This is a genomic window from Rhodococcus sp. DK176 (assembly GCF_038447315.2).
Lineage (GTDB): Bacteria > Actinomycetota > Actinomycetes > Mycobacteriales > Mycobacteriaceae > Rhodococcus_F > Rhodococcus_F jostii_A.
Map to the genome: position 1 here is coordinate 5,624,205 of NZ_CP118321.2, position 19,561 is coordinate 5,643,765.

The 19,561-nt window shown below is 69.1% G+C and carries 16 protein-coding genes and 1 pseudogene; 8 read left to right on the forward strand and 9 right to left on the reverse strand.

All coding sequences use genetic code 11. The features are described from left to right. Positions 1-10: 10 nt before the first annotated feature. Together PSR88_RS26345 and trmB are read right to left on the reverse strand one after the other, a co-directional pair. Positions 11-742, reverse strand: a complete 732-nt coding sequence (locus PSR88_RS26345) for an NYN domain-containing protein (protein ID WP_009478204.1) — start codon at positions 740-742, stop codon at positions 11-13. Then, on the reverse strand, positions 739-1,515 hold the full coding sequence (trmB, locus tag PSR88_RS26350; protein WP_011597391.1) for a tRNA (guanosine(46)-N7)-methyltransferase TrmB: 777 nt from the start codon (positions 1,513-1,515) through the stop codon (positions 739-741). Before trmB ends, PSR88_RS26345 begins: the two co-directional genes overlap by 4 nt. A 122-nt stretch (positions 1,516-1,637) precedes the next feature. Between trmB and PSR88_RS26355 the strand changes: the two genes are divergently transcribed. From PSR88_RS26355 to PSR88_RS26375, 5 genes are all read left to right on the forward strand, one after another. Further along, positions 1,638-2,507 (forward strand): hypothetical protein, encoded by an 870-nt coding sequence (locus PSR88_RS26355; protein WP_016883799.1) that lies wholly within the window; start codon positions 1,638-1,640, stop codon positions 2,505-2,507. Further along, a complete protein-coding gene (locus PSR88_RS26360; RefSeq protein WP_016883798.1) occupies positions 2,504-3,952 on the forward strand; it encodes a hypothetical protein in 1,449 nt (482 codons plus the stop codon). Before PSR88_RS26355 ends, PSR88_RS26360 begins: the two co-directional genes overlap by 4 nt. A 105-nt stretch (positions 3,953-4,057) precedes the next feature. Beyond that, on the forward strand, positions 4,058-4,369 hold the full coding sequence (locus PSR88_RS26365; RefSeq protein WP_029539571.1) for a DUF6802 family protein: 312 nt from the start codon (positions 4,058-4,060) through the stop codon (positions 4,367-4,369). Positions 4,370-4,642: 273 nt separating this feature from the next. Continuing rightward, on the forward strand, positions 4,643-6,472 hold the full coding sequence (locus tag PSR88_RS26370; protein WP_009478209.1) for a phosphoenolpyruvate carboxykinase (GTP): 1,830 nt from the start codon (positions 4,643-4,645) through the stop codon (positions 6,470-6,472). Between the two features lie 151 nt (positions 6,473-6,623). Further along, complete coding sequence (locus PSR88_RS26375) at positions 6,624-7,124, forward strand: hypothetical protein (RefSeq protein ID WP_011597395.1); 501 nt, start codon at positions 6,624-6,626, stop codon at positions 7,122-7,124. A 68-nt stretch (positions 7,125-7,192) separates the two neighbouring features. On the opposite strand, the gene PSR88_RS26380 is transcribed toward PSR88_RS26375, so the two are convergent. The 5 genes from PSR88_RS26380 to PSR88_RS26400 all read right to left on the reverse strand — a co-directional run bounded on the left by PSR88_RS26380 (position 7,193) and on the right by PSR88_RS26400 (position 12,707). Then, the gene (locus tag PSR88_RS26380) at positions 7,193-8,641 is read right to left on the reverse strand and encodes an aldehyde dehydrogenase (protein ID WP_011597396.1); all 1,449 of its coding nucleotides are present in this window, start codon (positions 8,639-8,641) and stop codon (positions 7,193-7,195) included. 28 nt (positions 8,642-8,669) lie between these two features. After that, positions 8,670-9,815 carry a hypothetical protein gene (locus PSR88_RS26385; RefSeq protein ID WP_011597397.1) on the reverse strand — a complete coding sequence of 382 codons (1,146 nt, stop codon included), beginning with the start codon at positions 9,813-9,815 and terminating at the stop codon, positions 8,670-8,672. Beyond that, complete coding sequence (locus tag PSR88_RS26390; protein WP_016883796.1) at positions 9,812-10,981, reverse strand: phosphotransferase family protein; 1,170 nt, start codon at positions 10,979-10,981, stop codon at positions 9,812-9,814. The genes PSR88_RS26385 and PSR88_RS26390 overlap by 4 nt, the downstream gene beginning before the upstream one ends. 80 nt (positions 10,982-11,061) lie before the next feature. Next, positions 11,062-11,949, reverse strand: coding sequence for an ROK family protein (locus PSR88_RS26395; RefSeq protein ID WP_016883795.1), 888 nt, complete (start codon positions 11,947-11,949; stop codon positions 11,062-11,064). A 2-nt stretch (positions 11,950-11,951) separates the two neighbouring features. Then, on the reverse strand, positions 11,952-12,707 hold the full coding sequence (locus PSR88_RS26400) for a class I SAM-dependent methyltransferase (RefSeq protein ID WP_029539569.1): 756 nt from the start codon (positions 12,705-12,707) through the stop codon (positions 11,952-11,954). 173 nt (positions 12,708-12,880) lie between these two features. Here PSR88_RS26400 and PSR88_RS26405 point away from each other — a divergent pair, with 173 nt between their 5' ends. Continuing rightward, the gene (locus tag PSR88_RS26405) at positions 12,881-14,101 is read left to right on the forward strand and encodes a glycosyltransferase family 4 protein (protein ID WP_011597400.1); all 1,221 of its coding nucleotides are present in this window, start codon (positions 12,881-12,883) and stop codon (positions 14,099-14,101) included. Here the strand turns inward: PSR88_RS26405 and PSR88_RS26410 are convergent. Continuing rightward, complete coding sequence (locus PSR88_RS26410) at positions 14,042-15,763, reverse strand: hypothetical protein (RefSeq protein WP_016883792.1); 1,722 nt, start codon at positions 15,761-15,763, stop codon at positions 14,042-14,044. The genes PSR88_RS26405 and PSR88_RS26410 overlap by 60 nt on opposite strands. 63 nt (positions 15,764-15,826) lie before the next feature. Here PSR88_RS26410 and PSR88_RS26415 point away from each other — a divergent pair, with 63 nt between their 5' ends. After that, positions 15,827-17,026, forward strand: a complete 1,200-nt coding sequence (locus tag PSR88_RS26415; RefSeq protein ID WP_029539568.1) for a polysaccharide biosynthesis protein — start codon at positions 15,827-15,829, stop codon at positions 17,024-17,026. Between the two features lie 107 nt (positions 17,027-17,133). Here PSR88_RS26415 and PSR88_RS26420 read toward each other — a convergent pair whose 3' ends face one another. Continuing rightward, on the reverse strand, positions 17,134-18,288 hold the full coding sequence (locus tag PSR88_RS26420; RefSeq protein ID WP_011597403.1) for a DUF3068 domain-containing protein: 1,155 nt from the start codon (positions 18,286-18,288) through the stop codon (positions 17,134-17,136). A 241-nt stretch (positions 18,289-18,529) separates the two neighbouring features. Between PSR88_RS26420 and PSR88_RS26425 the strand changes: the two are divergent. Next, positions 18,530-19,555 (forward strand): annotated as a pseudogene (locus PSR88_RS26425) (acyltransferase family protein); the annotation flags it as partial. Between the last annotated feature and the right edge of the window lie 6 nt (positions 19,556-19,561).

Sequence of the window (19,561 nt, forward strand, 5' to 3'; positions counted from 1 at the left end):
TGATCAACTCCTACTCGGCAGCACTCTTCCGCCCGACGAGCAGGGCGGAAAGCGGTCGGAACGGCTGCAACCAGGCACCCTCGTCGGGCAGTGTGTCGAGGCTGACCCGAGGGAGTGGCTCCCGGAACACGCCGGGGATGTCCTCGAGATCGACGAAGTCCAGAAGGTCGGACGCGACCGCCCAGCTGGCGTGCTCGCGGAACCCGAGTATCTGGACCGGAATGCCGGTCGCGGCGATGTCCTCCAACGGTTCGCGAAACGCTTGACCGTCGGCGGAGGCGACCATGACACCGGCCAGCCCCTCGCCGTGACGAAGGGCGATGTGGTCCAGCATGTCGGAATCGACGTCGCTGTCCTCATCGATCTTCGGCTTGGCGAACACCGCGAAGCCCACATTACGCAAGGCTTCGACCCACGGTCTCACGACATCGGCGCTGCCAGCCGCGATGTTGGTGAAGACCGTCGCCTCGGGTTCGAGTGTGTCGGTGCCGGACGCGGACAGTTCCGCGGTCCGGGAGAGCAGCCAGCGGCCGAGTGCGTCGAATCGTGGCCGGTAGGCCGCCGTGGGCCGGCCGCCGAGGATGGCGCCTAGACCCATGTCGAGGTTGGGTGCGTCCCAGACGAGAAGGACCCGCTTCTGGTGGCGTCCGTCACGTGCACCCACCACGGGAGATCCTGACGACACCGCGGTGCCTGCCGGGGCCGCACCGGCTATGTCGGAGTACTGCTCGCTGACGCTCATGACCTGATCTTCCCCCAAATCAACTCGGTGATCGCACTGCCGACCTGGTGGGCCTTGTCCTCGAACTTCGTCACCGGACGCTCGTGCGTCATCGGCGATTCCCAGTCGAGGGAGGTCAGGAGGGGTTCCGCGTTGCCCGCCTCGGCGATGGCCTCGGCGTACTCGGCATGATCTGTTGCGACATGCAACACACCGCCGGCCTTCAGCCGACTCGCGATCAGGGCGAAAGTGGGGGACTGCAGCAGGCGCCGCTTGTGATGGCGGGCCTTCGGCCACGGGTCCGGGAAGAAGACACGGACTCCGGTGAGCGATTCCGGTTCGATCATGTTCTCCAGGACATCCATGGCGTCGCCGCGCAGGACCCGGATGTTCGGGATCTCGTCCCGTTCGATCTGTTGAAGCAACTGTGCGAGCCCGGGCCGGTAGACCTCGACGGCCATGAGGTTCACGTGGGGTTCGGCCTTCGCCATCGCCGCGGTGGCGGTGCCCGTTCCCGAGCCGATCTCGAGGATGAGAGGGGCGTCACGGCCGAACCACGACGGCGCATCCAGGCGATGGTCCGAGACGTCCGCGCCGATCCGGGGCCATTGCCGGTCCCACGACTCCTGCTGCGCAACGGTCAGAGCGCCCCTGCGCGAGCGGAAACTTGTCACCCTCGGGTGGAGACGGGACCCCTTCGAGTCCTTCGTCTGCCCCTCCTCGGGGACGGCGGGTGCATCCTGATCAGCGTGGTTCACCGGACCATTGTCACGCATGAGGGGCGTTTCTGGCATACGGGTCTGAAGTTCACCTTGAGACTTTTTCGATAATCCGGTGCCCAGCCTGCACGGTTGCCCACGCCGATTCGGGGTGGGTCTGACAGAATCGGCGCGGGACGAAGGGGGGTGACTGCGTCGTGGGCACTGCTGATGCCGGGGGCAGGGAACTGGCGGATCTCGCCGAACGAATGGCGGCACTGGACGGGGATTCCGGCGACCGTGTGCGCGACGCCGTGGCCGCGTTTCGGGCGCCGATCCGGGTCCAGACCGCGGGTCGAGCGGGTGTGGGCAGGTCGACCGTCGCCGCGGCACTGACCGTGAACGGGATCGCCGACGCCGTCGTGGAGGAAGCGGACGCCGTCGACGTGCCCGGCGCACCCGACCCCGCGCTGGACGGCGACGTCGTGGTCTACGTCCTCGTCGAGTCGGTGCGCGACGCCGACCGGGACGCCGTGCGGACACTGGATCCGGCGCAGGCTCTGTTCGTCCTCAACAAATCCGACACGTTGGGCGCGTCGCGCGCGGCAGCCGACGCCTGGGCGACGGCGACCACGCGTGCCGCCGAGTGCTCGGACGAAGGCGGCCTCCCGGCTCTGCCCCTCATCGGAACGCTCGCAGGAACGTCAGCGGAGTCCGGAATCGATGCGGTGTCGGCCGCCGTCACCGACCGGATCGCACGCACCCGGGCGCGCCGCGGCGAGACCCTGCTGAACGCGCTGCGGTCGCACGCGGCGCGCAGCCCCGCGTCCCGCGACGTGCTGGAGCGGTATCTCGCCGGCGACCACGCCGTCGCGCTCGCCGCCGCCGCGGCCCGGCTTCATCTCGCCGACTTCGCCGCGGAGGCGCCGGAGCCACCGCGCAGCGCCGCGGACGCGGCCCGGTGCGCGGACTGGTGGCGCGCGCAACTCGCCCGGCAGCCGACGGCCCGCCGCCGCCGGGCGGTCGTCGACGTCCGGCGTCACTACGTTCGCGTCTGGCAGCAGCTGAGCGGCAGCCCCGGAACGTGACGACGCAACGGCTGTCGGATCTACCCGCCGAGACCGTCGACGTGGTGACGCGATGGAATCCGGACGGCGTCGCCCGCCTGACGTCCGGTGGAGCCCCGCAGCGCGGTGTCTTCGTGGCGGGGCCGCGGCACGCAGGGAAGACCACGCTCGTCGGCGGGCTCCGCGCACTCGACGCGTCCGGGCTCGCGTTCGTGGAGGACCCGATCGACGCCCGCGTGATCCTGATGGTGTTCGATGCTGCGGGACCACTCGGACGGGAGGAGCTGTCCGTCCTCGACGTCGTCGCGCGACCGGCCCGTCCCGTGGTCTTCGCGCTCACCAAGACCGATGTCCACCGGAACTGGGCGGGTGTGAGCGAACGCAACCGGGCCCTGCTCGCCCGGCACTCGACGCGATTCGCCGACGCGGAGATCCACCCGGTGGCGGCGGGTGGCTCCGGGGCCGAGGCGCTGCTCGCGGCGCTCCTGCGTGCCGCCCGCGCCCAGGGCCCCGACCCGCGCTCCGCCACCGAGGCCGTGCTCGAGCAGACCCGGCGCATGATCGTGGCCACCGCCCGGTCCGTGCGAGAGACCGAGCCGGGCGCGGAACTGCGCGCCGAGCGGGTTCGCGCGCTGACGCTGCGGGACGGCAGGCGCACCGAACGGGTCGCGCAGCTCCGCGGTCAGGTCCAGCTCGCGAAGGTCGAGTTGATGCACGAGGTGGCCGCCCAGTGTCGCGCGGCCGGCACGACCGCACGCGCCGAGATCGACCGCGCCGGCCGCGGGACGCTCGAGGGTTACCCCGACCGGCTCGCCGAGATGGTGCGCGAGAGAAGTGGTGCGGTCGATGCCGCGGTGACCGCGCGCCTCGACGACCTGCGGTCGCGGGTCGGCGTCACCGTGTCCGCTTCCGGGGCCGCCATTCCGCTACCGGAGCCGGTTGCGCCGGACGGGCCAGAACCGCGACACCGCGGACTCGAGGACCGGATGACGATCCTGATCGGTGCGTCCGCCGGGCTCGGTCTGGGGAGGCTGGTGGTCTCGCCGCTGTCGATGGTGCCTGCGCTCGACATCGCAACCATCCCGCTCACCCTCGCGCTGGGAGCCGTGGCGGCGTGGTGGCTGACGAAGGCACGCGGGCACGTCGCCGAACGCGCCCACATGCGGCAGTGGGCCACCGACGCGTTGGTGCACGCGCGGTCCCAGTGGGAGCAGTTCGTCCTCGGCCGGCTGCTGGCGGCCGAGGCTCAGGTGGGCGAGGCGATCATCGCCGAGAGCCGGGTGTGCGCCCGGGACGTGGACGAACGGGTCGCGCAGATCGACGGCGAACTCCGTCGCCTGGCCGCGAGACGCAACGGGCAGCTGTCGTCCTGCGAACGCGACCTCGGGGCGGTCGACCGGGGTCTGCAGGAGGTCCGCAGGCAGCCGGGGGAACCGAATCGCCGCAGCGAACGTCTGAATACATAGATGCCTGACCGAGGTTCGCCCGCTTTCGTGTGGAATCGTGTTGAATTATCTTGATATGTCTTGATTTGTGCGGGAAACTGGTCCGAAATGCGAAGGGAGACCGCGGTGGCGACGACTGAGAGTTTTCTGGTCCCGGACGTGCCGGACCTCGATCCGGACACGTTCGGTCACGATTCCGGGGCGGTCGCGCTCACCGATCCGACCCACGACATCGACGGAGACGGCGTCCTCGACACCCAGACCTTCGACGCGGGCGACGCCGTCGTCATCGCCTCCGACCTCGACTCGGACGGCGACGCAGACCATCTGACGATGATCCACGAGGACGGTGCCTATGCGTCGTGGGAGTTTCGCCGCGACGGCGACGGCGTCGTGCACTGGCAGCAGACCGATGGCGGGACTCTCGGTAACGGCTGAACACCTCCGAATCCGCACTGCAGACGCGGGAAAGGCCGCTGGTAGCTCTACTGAATCGTTTCTGTGACCATTCCAACCGCACCCGATTCCCCGAGATGGGACTCGCGGCGTTAACCTCTAGGGATAGGACACCCGGCGCCCGCGTCTTCCATGTGGCATGGACGGCCTGGCTGGACCCCGCCGAGAGGGGAAATCGGACCGTCTGGCACTCGCTGCGAGGTTCTCTCAGCGGACGGCAGATGGTCCGGTTCCGGCTCACCCCAGGAGAGTTTGATGACCTCAGCGACCATTCCCGGTCTGAACGGAACTGACGGCACGCCCCCCACGGAGCACAGTGAGCTGCTCGCCTGGGTTCGAGAGGTTGCCGAACTCACTCAGCCCGACCGCGTCGTCTTCGCCGACGGCTCGGACGCCGAATGGGATCGACTGACCGAGCAGCTCGTCGAGGCCGGTACGTTCACGCGACTCAACGACGAGAAGAAGCCGAATTCGTTCGTCGGCAACTCCGATCCGTCGGACGTCGCACGCGTCGAGTCCCGCACCTACATCTGCTCGCGTGAGGAGATCGACGCCGGGCCCACCAACAACTGGATGGACCCGACCGAGATGCGGTCGCTCATGACCGACCTCTACCGCGGCAGCATGCGCGGACGCACCATGTACGTGGTGCCGTTCTGCATGGGTCCCCTCGGTGCCGACGACCCGAAGCTGGGTGTCGAGATCACCGACTCCGAGTACGTCGTCGTGTCGATGCGCATCATGACGCGCATGGGTACCGCCGCGATGGAGAAGCTCGGCACCGACAAGCCGTTCGTGAAGGCGCTGCACTCGGTCGGCGCACCTCTCGAAGAGGGCCAGGCCGACGTCCCGTGGCCGTGCAACGACACCAAGTACATCACCCACTTCCCCGAGGATCGCGAGATCTGGAGCTACGGGTCCGGCTACGGCGGAAACGCGCTGCTCGGTAAGAAGTGCTACTCGCTGCGCATCGCGTCGGCCATGGCCCACGACGAGGGCTGGCTGGCCGAGCACATGCTGATCCTCAAGCTGATCTCCCCGGAGGACAAGCCGTACTACATCGCGGCCGCGTTCCCGAGCGCCTGCGGCAAGACCAACCTTGCGATGATCCAGCCGACCATCCCCGGATGGCGCGCCGAGACCCTCGGCGACGACATCGCGTGGATGCGCTTCGGTGAGGACGGCCGCCTGTACGCCGTCAACCCGGAGTACGGCTTCTTCGGCGTCGCGCCGGGCACGAACTACGGGTCGAACCCGAACGCGATGAAGACGCTCGAGGCCGGCAACTCGCTGTACACGAACGTCGCGCAGACCGACGACGGCGACGTCTGGTGGGAGGGTCTCGAGGGCGACCCGCAGCACCTCACCGACTGGAAGGGCAACGAGTGGACGCCCGAGTCGGGGGAGAAGGCCGCGCACCCCAACTCGCGCTACTGCACCCCGATGTCGCAGTGCCCGATCCTCGCGCCGGAGTGGGACGACCCGCAGGGTGTTCCGATCTCCGCGATCCTGTTCGGTGGACGCCGTAAGACCACGGTTCCGCTGGTCAGCGAGTCCTTCGACTGGCAGCACGGCACGTTCCTCGGTGCGACGCTGTCGTCCGAGCAGACCGCTGCCGCCGAGGGTGCCGTGGGCACCGTCCGCCGCGACCCGATGGCCATGATCCCGTTCATCGGCTACAACGCCGGCGACTACCTGAACCACTGGATCAACCTCGGCAAGCACGCGGATTCCGAGAAGCTGCCGAAGATCTTCTACGTCAACTGGTTCCGTCGCGGCGACGACGGCCGTTTCCTGTGGCCCGGTTTCGGTGAGAACTCCCGCGTGCTGAAGTGGATCGTCGACCGTATCGAGCACAAGGCCGGCGCCGAGTCCACCCCGATCGGATTCGTTCCGACCGCAGCCGATCTGGAGCTCGGCGGCCTGGACGTGGACGCCGACGACGTCGACGAGGCGCTGAAGGTCGACGTCGACGAGTGGAAGCAGGAGCTGCCGCTCATCGAGGAATGGTTCGAGTTCCTCGGCGAGAAGGTTCCCTCCGGCATCCGTGACGAGTTCGAGGCCCTGAAGCAGCGCCTGAGCTAGTCCCTCCCCGGTGACCGAATGTCACAGTGGTTCAGTCCGACTGAACCACTGTGACATTCGTCGTTTCAGGGGAGAAGTCTGCAGTAAACGCATACCATTCGGTTTGTAAAGCCTCGATTCTCGAAGCTTGCACCCGACGAAAGGATTGCAGATGCAGACAGGGACCAGTAGGGGCATGAAACGACTCGCCGGAGGTGCCGCACTCGCTGCCGCAGCCGCCGCCACCGTAGCCATGACCATGCCGGCGACCGCTTCCGCAGCGACGGAAGTCCAGCCTCCCACCGTGGTGACCGCGGTCGACGGAAACACCCTCGACATCACCGTCACCAACCCCAACGTGTTGAATCTGCTGGACGCCCAGTCCTGCGGTGCCGTGGCATTCGACGCCACCAAGTTGCCCGCCGTACTCGCCGATCCCACCGTCGTCCTCGAACCGGGATTCGTCGCATGGGCCACCAACCCGATCGAGCGCGTCGTCGCGAACGCCGCAGGCAACGCGGTCAAGACGTTCACCACACCGGAACTTCCGGACGGCGCATACGCGGTCATCGCCGAATGCCTGTCGCTGACCACGGTCGCCAACCCCCAGACCACGCTGCCGCAGATCGTCCTCGTCGGCGGTCCGCTGGGCGGGGTCCAGTTCGGCAGTTAGGCGCTGCGCGCCCGTGAGTGGTCGAGGAGTCCCTGGACTCGTCAACCACTCACGGGCGGCGAAGCCGCCTACCCCGTGTAGCCGGGCGGCATGAGGACGGACTTGGTCTCGCAGAACGCTTCGAGCCCTTCCGGTCCGTTCTCACGACCGATGCCGGAGGCCTTGTAGCCGCCGAACGGTGAGCCGGGGTCGAATGCGTACCAATTGATGGCGTAGGTGCCGGTGCGGATCTGCTTCGCGACGGCGAGACCGTGATCGATGTCGGTGGTGTACACCGAGCCGGCGAGTCCGTAGTCGGAGTCGTTGGCGATCTTGATCGCCTCGTCCTCGGAGTCGTAGGGGATCACGGACAGGACGGGTCCGAAGATCTCCTCGCGGGCGATCGTCATCGAGTTGTCGACGTCCGCGAAGATCGTCGGCTCGACGTACCAGCCCTTGTCGAGGCCTTCCGGACGGCCGCCGCCGAGCACCACGCGGGCGCCCTGTTCCTTGCCCTTGGCGATGTAGCCCTCGACGCGGTCGCGCTGCTTCTCGGAGATCAGGGGTCCGAGTTGCGCGGCGGGGTCGGACGGATCTCCGACGGTCATGAATCCGGCACCCGCCACCAGGGCGTCCAGCACCTCGTCGTAACGGGAGCGCGGGGCGAGGATCCGGGTCTGCGCGACGCATGCCTGCCCGGTGTTCATGAGCCCGGACATCACCAGCATCGGCATCGTGGCCGCGAGGTCGGCGTCCTCGAGGATGATGGCCGCCGACTTGCCGCCCAGTTCGAGGGAACAGCGCTTGAGGTTCTGTGCGGCGATGGCGCCGATCTTGCGGCCGACGGGACTGCTGCCGGTGAACGTGATCTTGTCGATGCCGGGATGCGACACCAGGTATTCGCCGGTCTCGGCGCCGCCGGGCAGGACGGAGATGACACCCTCGGGGACCCCCGCCTCGGCGAAGATCTCGGCGAGAAGGTGTGTGGAGAGCGGGGATTCGGGTGCCGGCTTGAGCAGGACGGTGCAGCCCGCGAGCAGCGCCGGGGACAGCTTGTTGACGGCGAGGAACAGTGGCACGTTCCAGGCGAGGACCGCGGCCACGACGCCGACGGGCTCCCGCAGCACCTTGGTCTGTCCGAACGCGCCGGTGCGGGTCTGCTCCCACTCGAACTCGTTCGCGAGACCGGCGTAGAAGTTGAGGGTCGCGAGCGACGGTGTCTGCTGCATCATCCCGACCATCGCGGGCGGCTGACCCATCTCGGACGAGATCAGCGCGTTGAGGGCGTCGCCGCGCTCCTCGATGAGTTTCGCCGCCTTCGCGAGGATCTCGCCGCGCTCGGCAGGAGTGGTCTGCGGCCACGGGCCTTCGTCGAATGCGCGCCTGGCCGTGGCGACGGCGTCGTCGATGTCGGCCGGCGACGCGACGGGACAGCTGCCGACGCGTTCCTCGGTTGCCGGGGAGAACACTTCGAGCACCTGATCGGTGGCCGGGGCCACCCACTTGCCGCCGATGTACAGCTTGTCGTAGTCGGTCATGAGTCCATTCCTCGTGTCGTCCCCCCGGTCAGGAGGCGGTGTCGGTGAAACTGTCGAATCCGTATCGTGCGTGTGGGCCGATCGCCGCGACCTCGAACAGCCCTGTCCCGACGACGGTCCCGCCGCCGTCCTCGAGTCGGAAGCGGGTGAGATTGTCGACGGGGCAGAACATCCGGAGTCCCGGTTCGATCTCGGACGCTCGTTTGCGCAGTCCCTGCACCACGAGTTCGCCCTGCCACATGCCGTGACGCCAATCGGCTTCGAGGCCGTACCCCGTGCCGATACCGATGTAGTTGGGTACCAGGAGGTCGCAGGTGACGGTGACGACCTCGCCGGTCGGGCGGTGGAAACTCAGCGACGCCGACGTGACGTCTCGCGTCCCCGGTTCGAACTTCAGCTCGTGTTCGGGTCGGCCCAGCCATTCGGGTTCGCGGTCGGCGTCCGGCCAGATGCGGACGGCTTCCTCGACAATGCGCCTGCCGAGTTCGTCCTCCTGCAGGACGACCGAGACGGAATAGTCGTCGAACTGCATCACCGAGTAGATCCAGAAGAAGTTCTGGATCCCGTCGACCGCGCGTCGCCCGGGCGGCTCGGACTCGCCGACCGGGCGCACTCCCCACGACCGGTCGCGGTTGCCGCGCCAGGTGTCGGGGGTGACGGGGCGGCTCTGCCCGTCGATCGTGAGTTCGCCTGCCCAGGAGCCGGTCTGGACGAAGCGACTCGTGTCGAACGTGACGCGCTCGAGTTGCCTGCGGAAGTGGCGGGGCTCCAGCGTCGCGGGGATCGCGCCGTCGAAGGTGAGGTCGAAGGACAGGTCGTAGTCGCCGGGCTCGAGCACCACCCGCAAGCGTTGCAGACCCTCGAGGACCTCGACGCGGAACGGCCCGACGGTGCTGACGGCGCGGTCGTGACCCAGCGCGGCCGACCCGCGGACGACGATGTGGTCGTCGCCGCGGCGGAGCACCGCGAACGCGTCCGTCACGCCGAGATTGGGGTACTGCCCGAGACCGATGATGAGGAAGAGGTCGGACTCGGCCGAGGGATAGCAGTTGAAGTAGTAGCGGTCGTAGAAGTTGCGATCGGACGTGGCGACACGCCGGATGGGTTCGGCCACCTGATGGATGGGGTAGTCGTCCATCGGGGAGAGCGGGTTTCCCGCGTAGTCGGCGGTCATCGGATCTTCTCCCAGTACGTGCCGTCGAGCATTGCCTCGAGCGACGCGCGGTGCATGATCATGTCGTCCGGGTCCTCCGGAGCGACGGCCTGCCCGAAGTGGATGGCGCGCTCCTGGATCCGCAGCATGATGGTGGCCTGCCGCAGCGCCGCGTAGGCGGTGTAGTACTCGAGATCGCGGGGCGTGTGACCCGTCAGCTCCTCGTACAGGGCGGCGAGGTCGTCGAGGCGCAGGAAGTCCGGCATCCCGTCGAGTCCGGCTGACGCGGCGATGTCCTCGAAGAATCGGTGCAGATACGTCATCCAGCCCAGGTCGAGTTCGCGGGGCCCGAGTGTGGCCATCTCCCAGTCGAGTACGGCCACGGGCCGGAAGTCCTCGAACATCATGTTGCCGATGCGGGCGTCGCCCCAGCAGAAGACGGCGGGGGAAGGGTCGTCCGGGAGGTTGTCCTCCATCCATGCGAAGCCGCGTTCGATCAGCGGGGACCGGGGGCCTGACAGCGTCGTCCACTCGTAGTAGTCGCGTTGTTGCCGGATGTGCGCGGCGAGCGCCTCGGTGACGGTGGGGCCGGAGCCGGGCAGTTGCAGGAACGCGAACCGCTCCCAGGGCCGGTCGATGTCGTGCAGTTGCGCAAGCACATTCACCGCACTGTGCTGCAGCAGGGCGCGCTGCTCCTCGGTCGCCTCCGTTACCCACGACCCGAAGTTGTAGGGCATCACGTCCGGCGGGACCTGCCCGGAGACGCGGGCCATGACGAAGAACGGGGCGCCCAGCGGACCGGGATCGGATTCGGACCAGTAGACGACCGGGACCGGGACGGCGGAGTGCTCGCGGACCTGTGCCATGACCTGGAACTGTCCGTCGAGGTCGTACTCCGGGAAGACGGGCATCGTCGTGTCGGCAGGCGCGACCCGCGCGACCAGCGGATGAACCTCGCCGGACCAGGTGGCGTCGAACAGGATCGTCTCGCTCGACATGCCGTTGGCGTCGGGGAGATGGACGTGCGTGACCTCGGGTGCGGCGTCGCGGGGCAATTGGGCGGCGAGCCAGCGTTGCAGTGCCTCTCGCAGCACCTCCGGATCGCGGCGGGAGTCAGTGGGCCGAGCGACTTCGGACGAGTGATCGGAGTCGTCGGCGGATCGGGCAGTGCTCGTGCTCACGGTCACCTCCTCTCCTGAACGTGGTGTGACCCTGAACACTAGAACACGTTACAGAATTTCGGAACAGGTGAGGAGATCCCGCTGCGTCAGCCCTCGTCGACGGCCAGGACTCCCGCCCCGACGAGGGTTCCGGAGGCGCCGAGTTCCGCCGGGACCACCCGCAGATCCGCGACGAACGACAACCGGGCGTGGCGGGCGGCGGCCCTGCGCATCGGGTCCCACAACGCGGGCCCGGCCTGCGCGAATCCGCCACCGATCACCGCGAGGTCGACGTCGAGGAGGGCTGCCGCGGACGCGATGGCCTGCCCCAGTGCGGTCCCCGCGCGGTCGAGGGCGGCCACGGCGACGTCGTTCCCGTCCGCGGCGGCCCTCGCCAATTCGACGCCCGTCGTGCCGCGCCATCCCCGCGATCGGGCCCAGCGCACGGACGAGGGTCCGCTCGCCACCGTCTCCAGGCACCCCACCCCGCCGCACGTGCACGGCTCGGTTCCGCCGGGGACCACCAGGTGACCGATGTGTCCGGCGTTGCCGGTCCGGCCGGTGGCGATGCGGCCGCCGAGGACCACTCCGCCGCCGATGCCGGTGGACACCACCAGACTCAGCAGGTCGGGGACGCCGCGCCCGGCACCGCGGTGATGCTCGCCGAGAGCGGCGGCGGCGCCGTCCATCGCCAGCCTCGCGGGGACGCCGGGAAAAAGTTCCTGCACCAAGCCGACCAGGCCGAAGCCGCCCGACCACTCGTCGATGTTGATGGGTGACGCGGTGCCGGCGACCGTGTCGACCGGTCCGGCGCAGGCGATGCCGACCGACGTGATCGTCGCTGCTCCCGCAACCTCCCGCAGCAGCGCGGCGCACGCGTCCGCGACTCCGGTCGCCGGCGTGGGGGTGGTCGCCGGATGCGGCACCGTGCCGTCCGCGTCGACGATCCCGGCGGCGATCTTGGTGCCGCCGATGTCGAGAGCCAGCGCGACCACGGTCAGCGCTTCCGCATCACGAGAACGAGGTTGCTCACCAGGAACTCCCGCAGTCCGGGGACGCGCACCATCCACCACGCCCAGCGCGGATGGTACCGGGGGAAGGCCGCCAGGAAGTCCGCGTCGGGGGCGCGCCGGGCCCACCGAAGCCCGTCGGCCGCACCCACTTTGAACAGGGAGACGCCGTAGCGGTTCTTGGGTTCGCGGCCGTTCTTGCGCAGGTAGCGACGGGCCGCGTACTCGCCGCCCAGTGCATGCCACGGCCCGGTTTCGTGGCCGCCGAACGGGCCCCACCACAACGTGTACGACAGCACGATCAGGCCGCCGGGTTTCGTCACCCGGACCATCTCGTCCGCCATTGCCCACGGTTCACCGACGTGCTCGGCGACGTTGGAGGAGAAGCAGACGTCCACCGACGACGTCCGGAACGGCAGCGCCAACCCCGACCCGCGCACCGCGCCGCCCACGGCGAGGCCCGCGGCATGCATCTCGGACGGATCCGGCTCGACCGGGATGTACCGGGCGCCGGCCTGCTGGAACACGTCCGCGAAGTAACCGGGCCCGCCGCCGACGTCCAGGACCGTCGTCCCGGTGAGATCCGATTCGGTGAGGCCGCCGTACAGGTCGCCGATCAGTTCGACGGAGTCGCGGGCGAGGGCTCCGTAGAACAGGTCGGGTGCGGTCTGTTCGTGCCGGAAGTCGCTGAGCAGGCCGAACGACCGCTTCAGGGTTGCCCGTCGACCGAATCGCCGGGTCACGGGAGGCGTCGTCACGAGACTGAACCTTAGCGAGTGCAGCCGCCGGGGCCGCAATCCGTTCGCGGTGGCTGCAACATCCGGTCGAACACGACCGATAGGGTGTTCGGGGACTACAGCGCGGAACGCCCGCCCCGAGACCACATGTACCGCACCGACCACAGGAGTATATGAACGTGCGAGAGGTTCTGCTGCTCTGCTGGCGCGACACCGGTCACCCGCAGGGTGGCGGCAGTGAGCGGTACCTCGAGGAGGTCGGCGCCCAGCTCGCGGCGCGGGGAATCAAGGTCACCCTCCGCACCGCCGGTTACCGCGGCGCCCCCAAGAAGGAGACCGTCGACGGCATCGAGATCAGCCGGGCGGGCGGGCGGTACAGCGTCTACCCTCGCGCCCTCGCCGCGATCGCCGCGGGCCGGCTCGGGTTCGGACCGCTGCGCGGCATTCGGCCCGACGCCGTCATCGACACCCAGAACGGCATCCCGTTCTTCTCCCGCGTCGTCGCCGGTGCACCCGTGACGCTTCTCGTGCATCACTGTCATCGCGAGCAGTGGCCCGTGGCGGGCCGGTTGATGGGCAAGATCGGCTGGTGGGTGGAATCACGGTTGTCGCCGCGCACCCACCGGGACGACCAGTACCTCACCGTGTCGCTGCCGTCCGCCGACGAACTCGTCGAACTCGGCGTCGAGCGCGAACGGATCGCGGTGGTACGCAACGGCGCCGACGACATTCCTGCCGGCGTGGACATCGGCGGCGCCGACACCCGGACCGCGCACCCCAGCGTGTGCGTCCTGTCCCGGCTGGTGCCGCACAAGCAGATCGAGGACGCCCTCGAGGCCGTGGCGTCGTTGCGTCCGACTATCTCCGATGTGCACCTCGACGTCATCGGTGGCGGCTGGTGGGAGCAGAATCTCCGGGACCGCGCGCACGAACTGGGCATCGGCGACGCCGTCACGTTCCACGGGCACGTCGACGAAACCCGTAAACACCAGTTGCTGTCGCAGTCCTGGGTGCATGTCATGCCGTCCCGCAAGGAGGGCTGGGGTCTGGCCGTCATCGAGGCCGCCCAGCACGGGGTCCCGACCATCGGTTACCGCAGTTCCAAGGGGCTGACGGATTCGATCGTCGACGGCGTGACCGGTGTGCTGGTCGGCAATGCGGAAGCGGCGACGGCCGACGTCGGCGAACTGACCGCGGCCGTCAACGCCCTCCTGCTCGACCCCGAGACGCGCATGGTTCTCGGGGAGAAGGCGCGGGTTCGCGCGGGTGAGTTCTCCTGGAAGCACACCGGTAACGGCGTCCACGAGGTGCTGGCGGCCACGGCCGCGGGCCTGCGGACGTCAGGGCTGGTGTCGCCGGCGCTGGCGCGTCCGGGCCTCGAGCACGCACGCGCCGAGTAGACCGCCGGCCAGCAGCAGCGCCCACAGCACGTGGGCCGCGACCACCGTCGCACGCACCCGGTCGGACGCCTCGTGCCGCGCGACGTCGCCGCCGACGCGATACAGCTCCAGATGCCCGTCCGAGAACTGTCGCTCCAGACCGGCCAGGGTGGTCGCGGATTCGCCGCGCGGCCCGGGCGTGTCGCGCTCGACCAGGACCCACCGGACGCCCAGCGACGCGAGTTCGGCGGCGGAACCGCCGGTGAGCAGCACCCGTTCCACCTGCTGCGCCCGGGACCCCTCGCCTTCCACCGTGCCACCCGCCACCACCAGTTCGCCCGTCTGCAGCACGTCGTCCGGCAGCATCCTCGGGGCGGGGTCCAAGACGGGAGCGGCACCGCTGTAGGAGAACTTGCGGAACATGCCGGTGGGCAGCACGGCGACGTCCCCGTTGTCCGACTCGTGCTCCATCTCGGCGGCGACCTGCTGCCACGACGGCGGATAGTGGACCGGGCGCAGCGCGCCCCCGACGCCCCACGCGAGGTCGGGGAGGGCGAGCAGCACGACCAGGACGGCCGAGACGGACCACGTGCCGGGGCGTCGCAGCACCGCGACCGCGGCGGCGAGCGCATACATCGGCGCCGCGAGCGCCACCCACTTCTGCGCGTCCCGGAGCAATCCCGCGCCGGGGACGTTCTGCACCAGCCAGCGGCCGGCGTCGAGTCCCCACGCGGTCGCGCCGAGTGTGGGCAGCAGCACCGCCACCAGCGCGAGCGCCGACAGTGCGGCCACCACGGGATGCCGTCGCCGCCGCCACAGCGCCGGGAGTCCGCACAGGACGACCCCGAGCAACAGAAGCGTTCCGACGAGAGCGAACGGTGTGGTCCGGGTGTCCGGGACGGCGGTCTCGTTCCACACGCCGCCGAGTCCGGCGAGACTGCCCAGCGTCGCCAGCCCCGGCTCGGCCCGCGCCGCGAACGCCGCGACCCCCGCGGGATCGGAGCCGTCCCCGCCGCCGCCGGCCAGTGCCGTGGCCGCCAGCCACGGCGCACTCGCGACGACGAACGAGCCCAGCGCGCCCGTCACCCGGAGCCACGCGGCCGATCGTCCGCCCGGGAGCGCGAGGACGGCCACCGCCGTCACCGCGGCGAGCAACGCCCCGGTGGGTGTCAGACCGGCCGCGGCGAGGCAGGCCACCAGGGCGAACCATCCCCGGCGGTGACCCCGTCGAATCGTGACCGCCGCGCACACCGTCCACGGCAGCGCCGCGTACCCGGTCAGCAGGCTCCAGTGGCCCTGCAGCAGTCGCTCGGCGACGTACGGGTTCCACACCGTCACCGTCGCGGCCACCAGCTGCGGTCCGAGCCCCGCCGTCGGCAGCACGGTGCGGACCATCCGCGCCGCGCCCCAGCCCGCCGCCCACAGCGCCAGCAGCAGAATCGCCTTCACCACCACGCCGCCGTCGACCACGACGCTCAGCGTCGCGAGCAGAGCGTCCTGCGGCACGGCCCGCGCGGCGGCGTCCGTGAGGCCGAGCGCCGAGTCGGTGAGGTACGAGCGGGGAGTGCTGACCGCGTCCCGCAACAGCAGATAGCCCGGACCGAGCAGCGGCCCGAGGATCAGCAATGCCAGAAGGAGGCTGTAGACCGGCGCGACGAACGGTGCTCGGCGCCGGGCGGTCATGGGCCGTCACGATACGTGGTGCATCGACCCGGCTCGCACGGCACGTAGTGCATCATGGGGCGCATGCCACGCCAGACCCTCACCAGCTCGGCGGTCGCCGGCGTGACGATGGTGACGGCGGGCTCGATGATCGCGAACATCGCGTCCTACCTGCTGCATCTGCCGGCGAGCCGCTGGCTCGGCCCGGCCGGCTACGGGGAGTTCGCGAGCCTGCTCGCGGCTCAACTCGTCCTCGCCGTCCCCGCCCTCGCGCTGCAGACCGTCGTCGCCCGCGAGGTGGTCCGGGGCAAGGGAGCCCGCGCGGTCCGCCTGCTGGGGTACCGCTGCGCGGTGATCGTCGCGGTCGCGGCGATGCTGCTCGCACCCCTCGTGTCGTGGGCCCTCGACACCGGCATGCTCGCCACGTTCTCGGCGCTCATCACGGCACCCGTCCTGGTCCTGCTCGCCACCGAACAGGGACTGCTGCAGGGCGCGGCACGGTTCGGTCCGCTCAGCGTCGTCCTCGCGGCAGCCGGTGTCGCGAAGGTCGTTCCCGCGGTCGTGGTGCTGGCCGTCGGCGCCGGGCCGGGGCTCGCCCTCGCCGCCAGTGCGGTCGGCACGGGGCTGGTGGCCCTGTGTGCGCGCCTGTTCGCCGATTCCGCGATCACCGGGGAGTCGAGCACCCGGATCGGTGTCGCGGCCGTACTGAAGGCGTCGCAGGTGCAATTGGCGCTGATCGCGTTGTCGTCGATGGATCTGGTGATCGCCCGGATCGTGCTCAGCAACGACGACGCCGGCCTGTACGCGCTGGGCGCCGTCGCCACCAAGGCCGCGTTCTGGCTGCCGCAGGCAGTCGGGGTGGTGCTCTATCCGCGGATGGCGAATCCCGCGCACTCCGCCCAGGCGATCCGATCGGCGCTCGCCGTCCTCGTCGGACTCGGTGCGGTACTCGTCGCGGGCGTCGCGGTGGCCGCCCCCCTCGTTCCGCTCCTCGTCGGCGACGCGTACCAGCCCGTCCAGTCGCTGCTGTGGCTGTTCGCGCTCCACGGTGCCTGCCTGGCCGTCCTGCAGGGTGCCCTGCTGTCCGCCATCGCGGGGGAGCGGACGCACCTCGCCGTGATCGCCTGGATCGGCCTCGCCGTCGAGATGACCGGCATGCTGACCCTCGCGTCCACGATCGGCCAGTTCATCGCCGTCGCCGTGACGGTCGCGTCGAGCACCGCACTGGTTGCCAGCGTCCTCGCCGTGCGCAGCGCGCGGCGTGATGCCCCGCGCCCGATGTGACATCGGGCGACACCGCACGGGCCGCCCCCTGGGAACGACGAAGGGGACCTCGGTGCACTACCGAGGTCCCCTTCGCACCGGACTACGTGGCGTCCGGCTCTACAGCTCTAGCGCTCGTCGTACCTGCGCGGATCTTGCACGGGAATCTCTTCCGTCTTGTCCGTGGTCCAGTCGTGCTGCTCGGTGGGAGCCTCCGACTTGTCCAGGTCGACGTGGCGGCCACCGTCGCTCGGCGGGTAGTCGTCGCCGGCGGTGTGCGCGGGCTGCCTGCCCTTGCCGCCGCGCAGACCCAGGACGAGTCCTGCGATCAGGGCGATGACGCCGAGGATGCCGGCGATGATCGGCACGGTGCGACCGAACGTGCTGATCTTGTCCATGCCGTCCTTGGCCTGCTGGACCTGGTATTCGATGGTCTGCTCGTTGAACGGCAGTTCCACCTTCAGGACGTCGATCTCCGGCTTGTCCTTGTTGCGGGCGTAGTACTGGTGCAGCTGCTCCTGGCCCTTGACGACGACACCGGTCTCGGGCTCGACCCACAGGTCACGCACGTTGGTGTACCAGCGGGTCATCGTGACGGGGAGGGTGCCACCGGGGACGCCCCACGCCTCGGCGGGCAGCGTCAGCTTGTTGGTGGGCGAGCTGACCACCTTCGACAGGTCGACCGGATCGATCGTCTGGTTGTAGTGGTACACCTTCAGGCCGTTGATCTCCGTCTCCTCGACGAAGTTGATGTCCTGGGTGGCGCGCGCGCTCAGGTCGAAGTAGGGGTAGCTCTGCTTCTCCGAGTTGAACGGGAACTTGTACTGCAGTCCGTCGCGCGGAACTTCCTCGGCAGGCTGGTTGGGCTGCGTCTGGATGGTGCCCACCGGATCGTTGGTCGGCATCGACGTCTTGCGGTCGACGGTGTTGCGGTCGACGATCGCGGACAGCAGTCCGGTGTCGCCCTGCTTGTCGGTGCGCCGCAGCGTCTGCCCCGCCTGGAGAGTGACGACGTCCGCGTCCGCGGGGTCTTCGGTGGTGACGTAGCGCTGTGACACCAGTGGAACGTTCGTGTTGACTTCGGCCTTGCCTGCGAGAAGAGCCTGCGAGTTGAGCACGCTGCCGGAACCTTCGGCGATCGTGGTCACTTCGAGGTCCAAGGGCGTCTTCTCCAATTTGCCCACCGTGTAGGTGGGAATGAGAATGGCGACGGCCAAGAGGAAGGCACCGAGGCCCACCAGAATGCAAGCAAGTATCCGGCTCGGCCCTGAGCGCTCCGCCATGCTTTCTCTCCTAACCCAATTCTGTCGATTGAGATTCCCCCACCGGCAGCACGGCTGCACGGATCGCATGGAGCCCACATCGACACCACGTGAGGCAAAACACTAACAGTCTCGAATGCGCATTTGCCCCATCGGATAGTAAACGCATCGGCCGTTCGCCAGCGAAGTGACTCGAACGGAGTTTTCCGTCACAGCCCCCGGACCAGGCACACTGTTGGTGATGAGCACCTCGGCCACCACCATGAGCACGACCGCACCGCCGCGCAGTTTCATTCCCGCACTCGAGGGAATGCGCGGTCTCGCGGCGCTGGGGGTGCTCGTGACACACGTCGCGTTCCAGACCGGTGCGACGCACGTGCCCGTTCTCGGGCGCATCTGGGGACGATTCGATCTGGCGGTGGCGGTCTTCTTCGCCCTGTCCGGATTTCTGTTGTGGCGCAGCCATGCCGGGGCGGCGCGGGGGATGGGCCCCGCCCAGGGAATCGTCCGGTACTGGATCTCGCGGGCGACGCGCATCCTGCCCGCGTACTGGGTCGCCGTGGCGGTGGTGTTGACGTTCCTGCCCACCGCGAACGCGAGTTACCGCACGTGGTGGGCGAATCTCGGTCTCGTGCAGGTGTTCGTGCCCCTCACGCTCACCGACGGTTTGACCCAGATGTGGAGTCTGTCGGTGGAGGTGGCCTTCTACCTGGTGCTTCCGCTGCTGGCGTTCGCGCTGGTCCGGTTGCGGGGTCCGGCTGCGCGGCTGCGGGTTCCGGCGATTCTCGCGTTGATCGCGGTGAGTCTGACGTGGGCATTCGTGCCGGTGTCGACGCCGGGTGGCATTCATCACGACAACTGGCTGCCGGGGTACCTGCCCTGGTTCGGGGCGGGGATGTTGCTCGCCGAGCTGGCGGTGAGTCCGCCCGGCCGGATGCACCGCTGGGCGCATCATCGCGTCCGGATGTTTCTCGTCGCCGCAGTGGCATTCGCGCTCACCGCGACCGACCTCGCCGGCCCAGAGGGGCTGGTGCGTCCCGAACCGTGGCAGTACGCCGTCAAGATGGCGCTCGGCGCCGTCATCAGCTTCGCGCTGATGGCCCCGCTGGTGCTGTCCGACACGTCCACCCACCGCTACCTCGCGAGTCCGCTCGCTCTCGCCGTGGGCCGATGGTCGTACGGCATCTTCATCTGGCACCTCGCGGTGCTGTCGATCGTCTTTCCGGTGTTCGGGCTCGTTCCGTTCACCGGCCACTTCGTCTACATCCTGTTCCTGACGACCGTGATGAGCGTC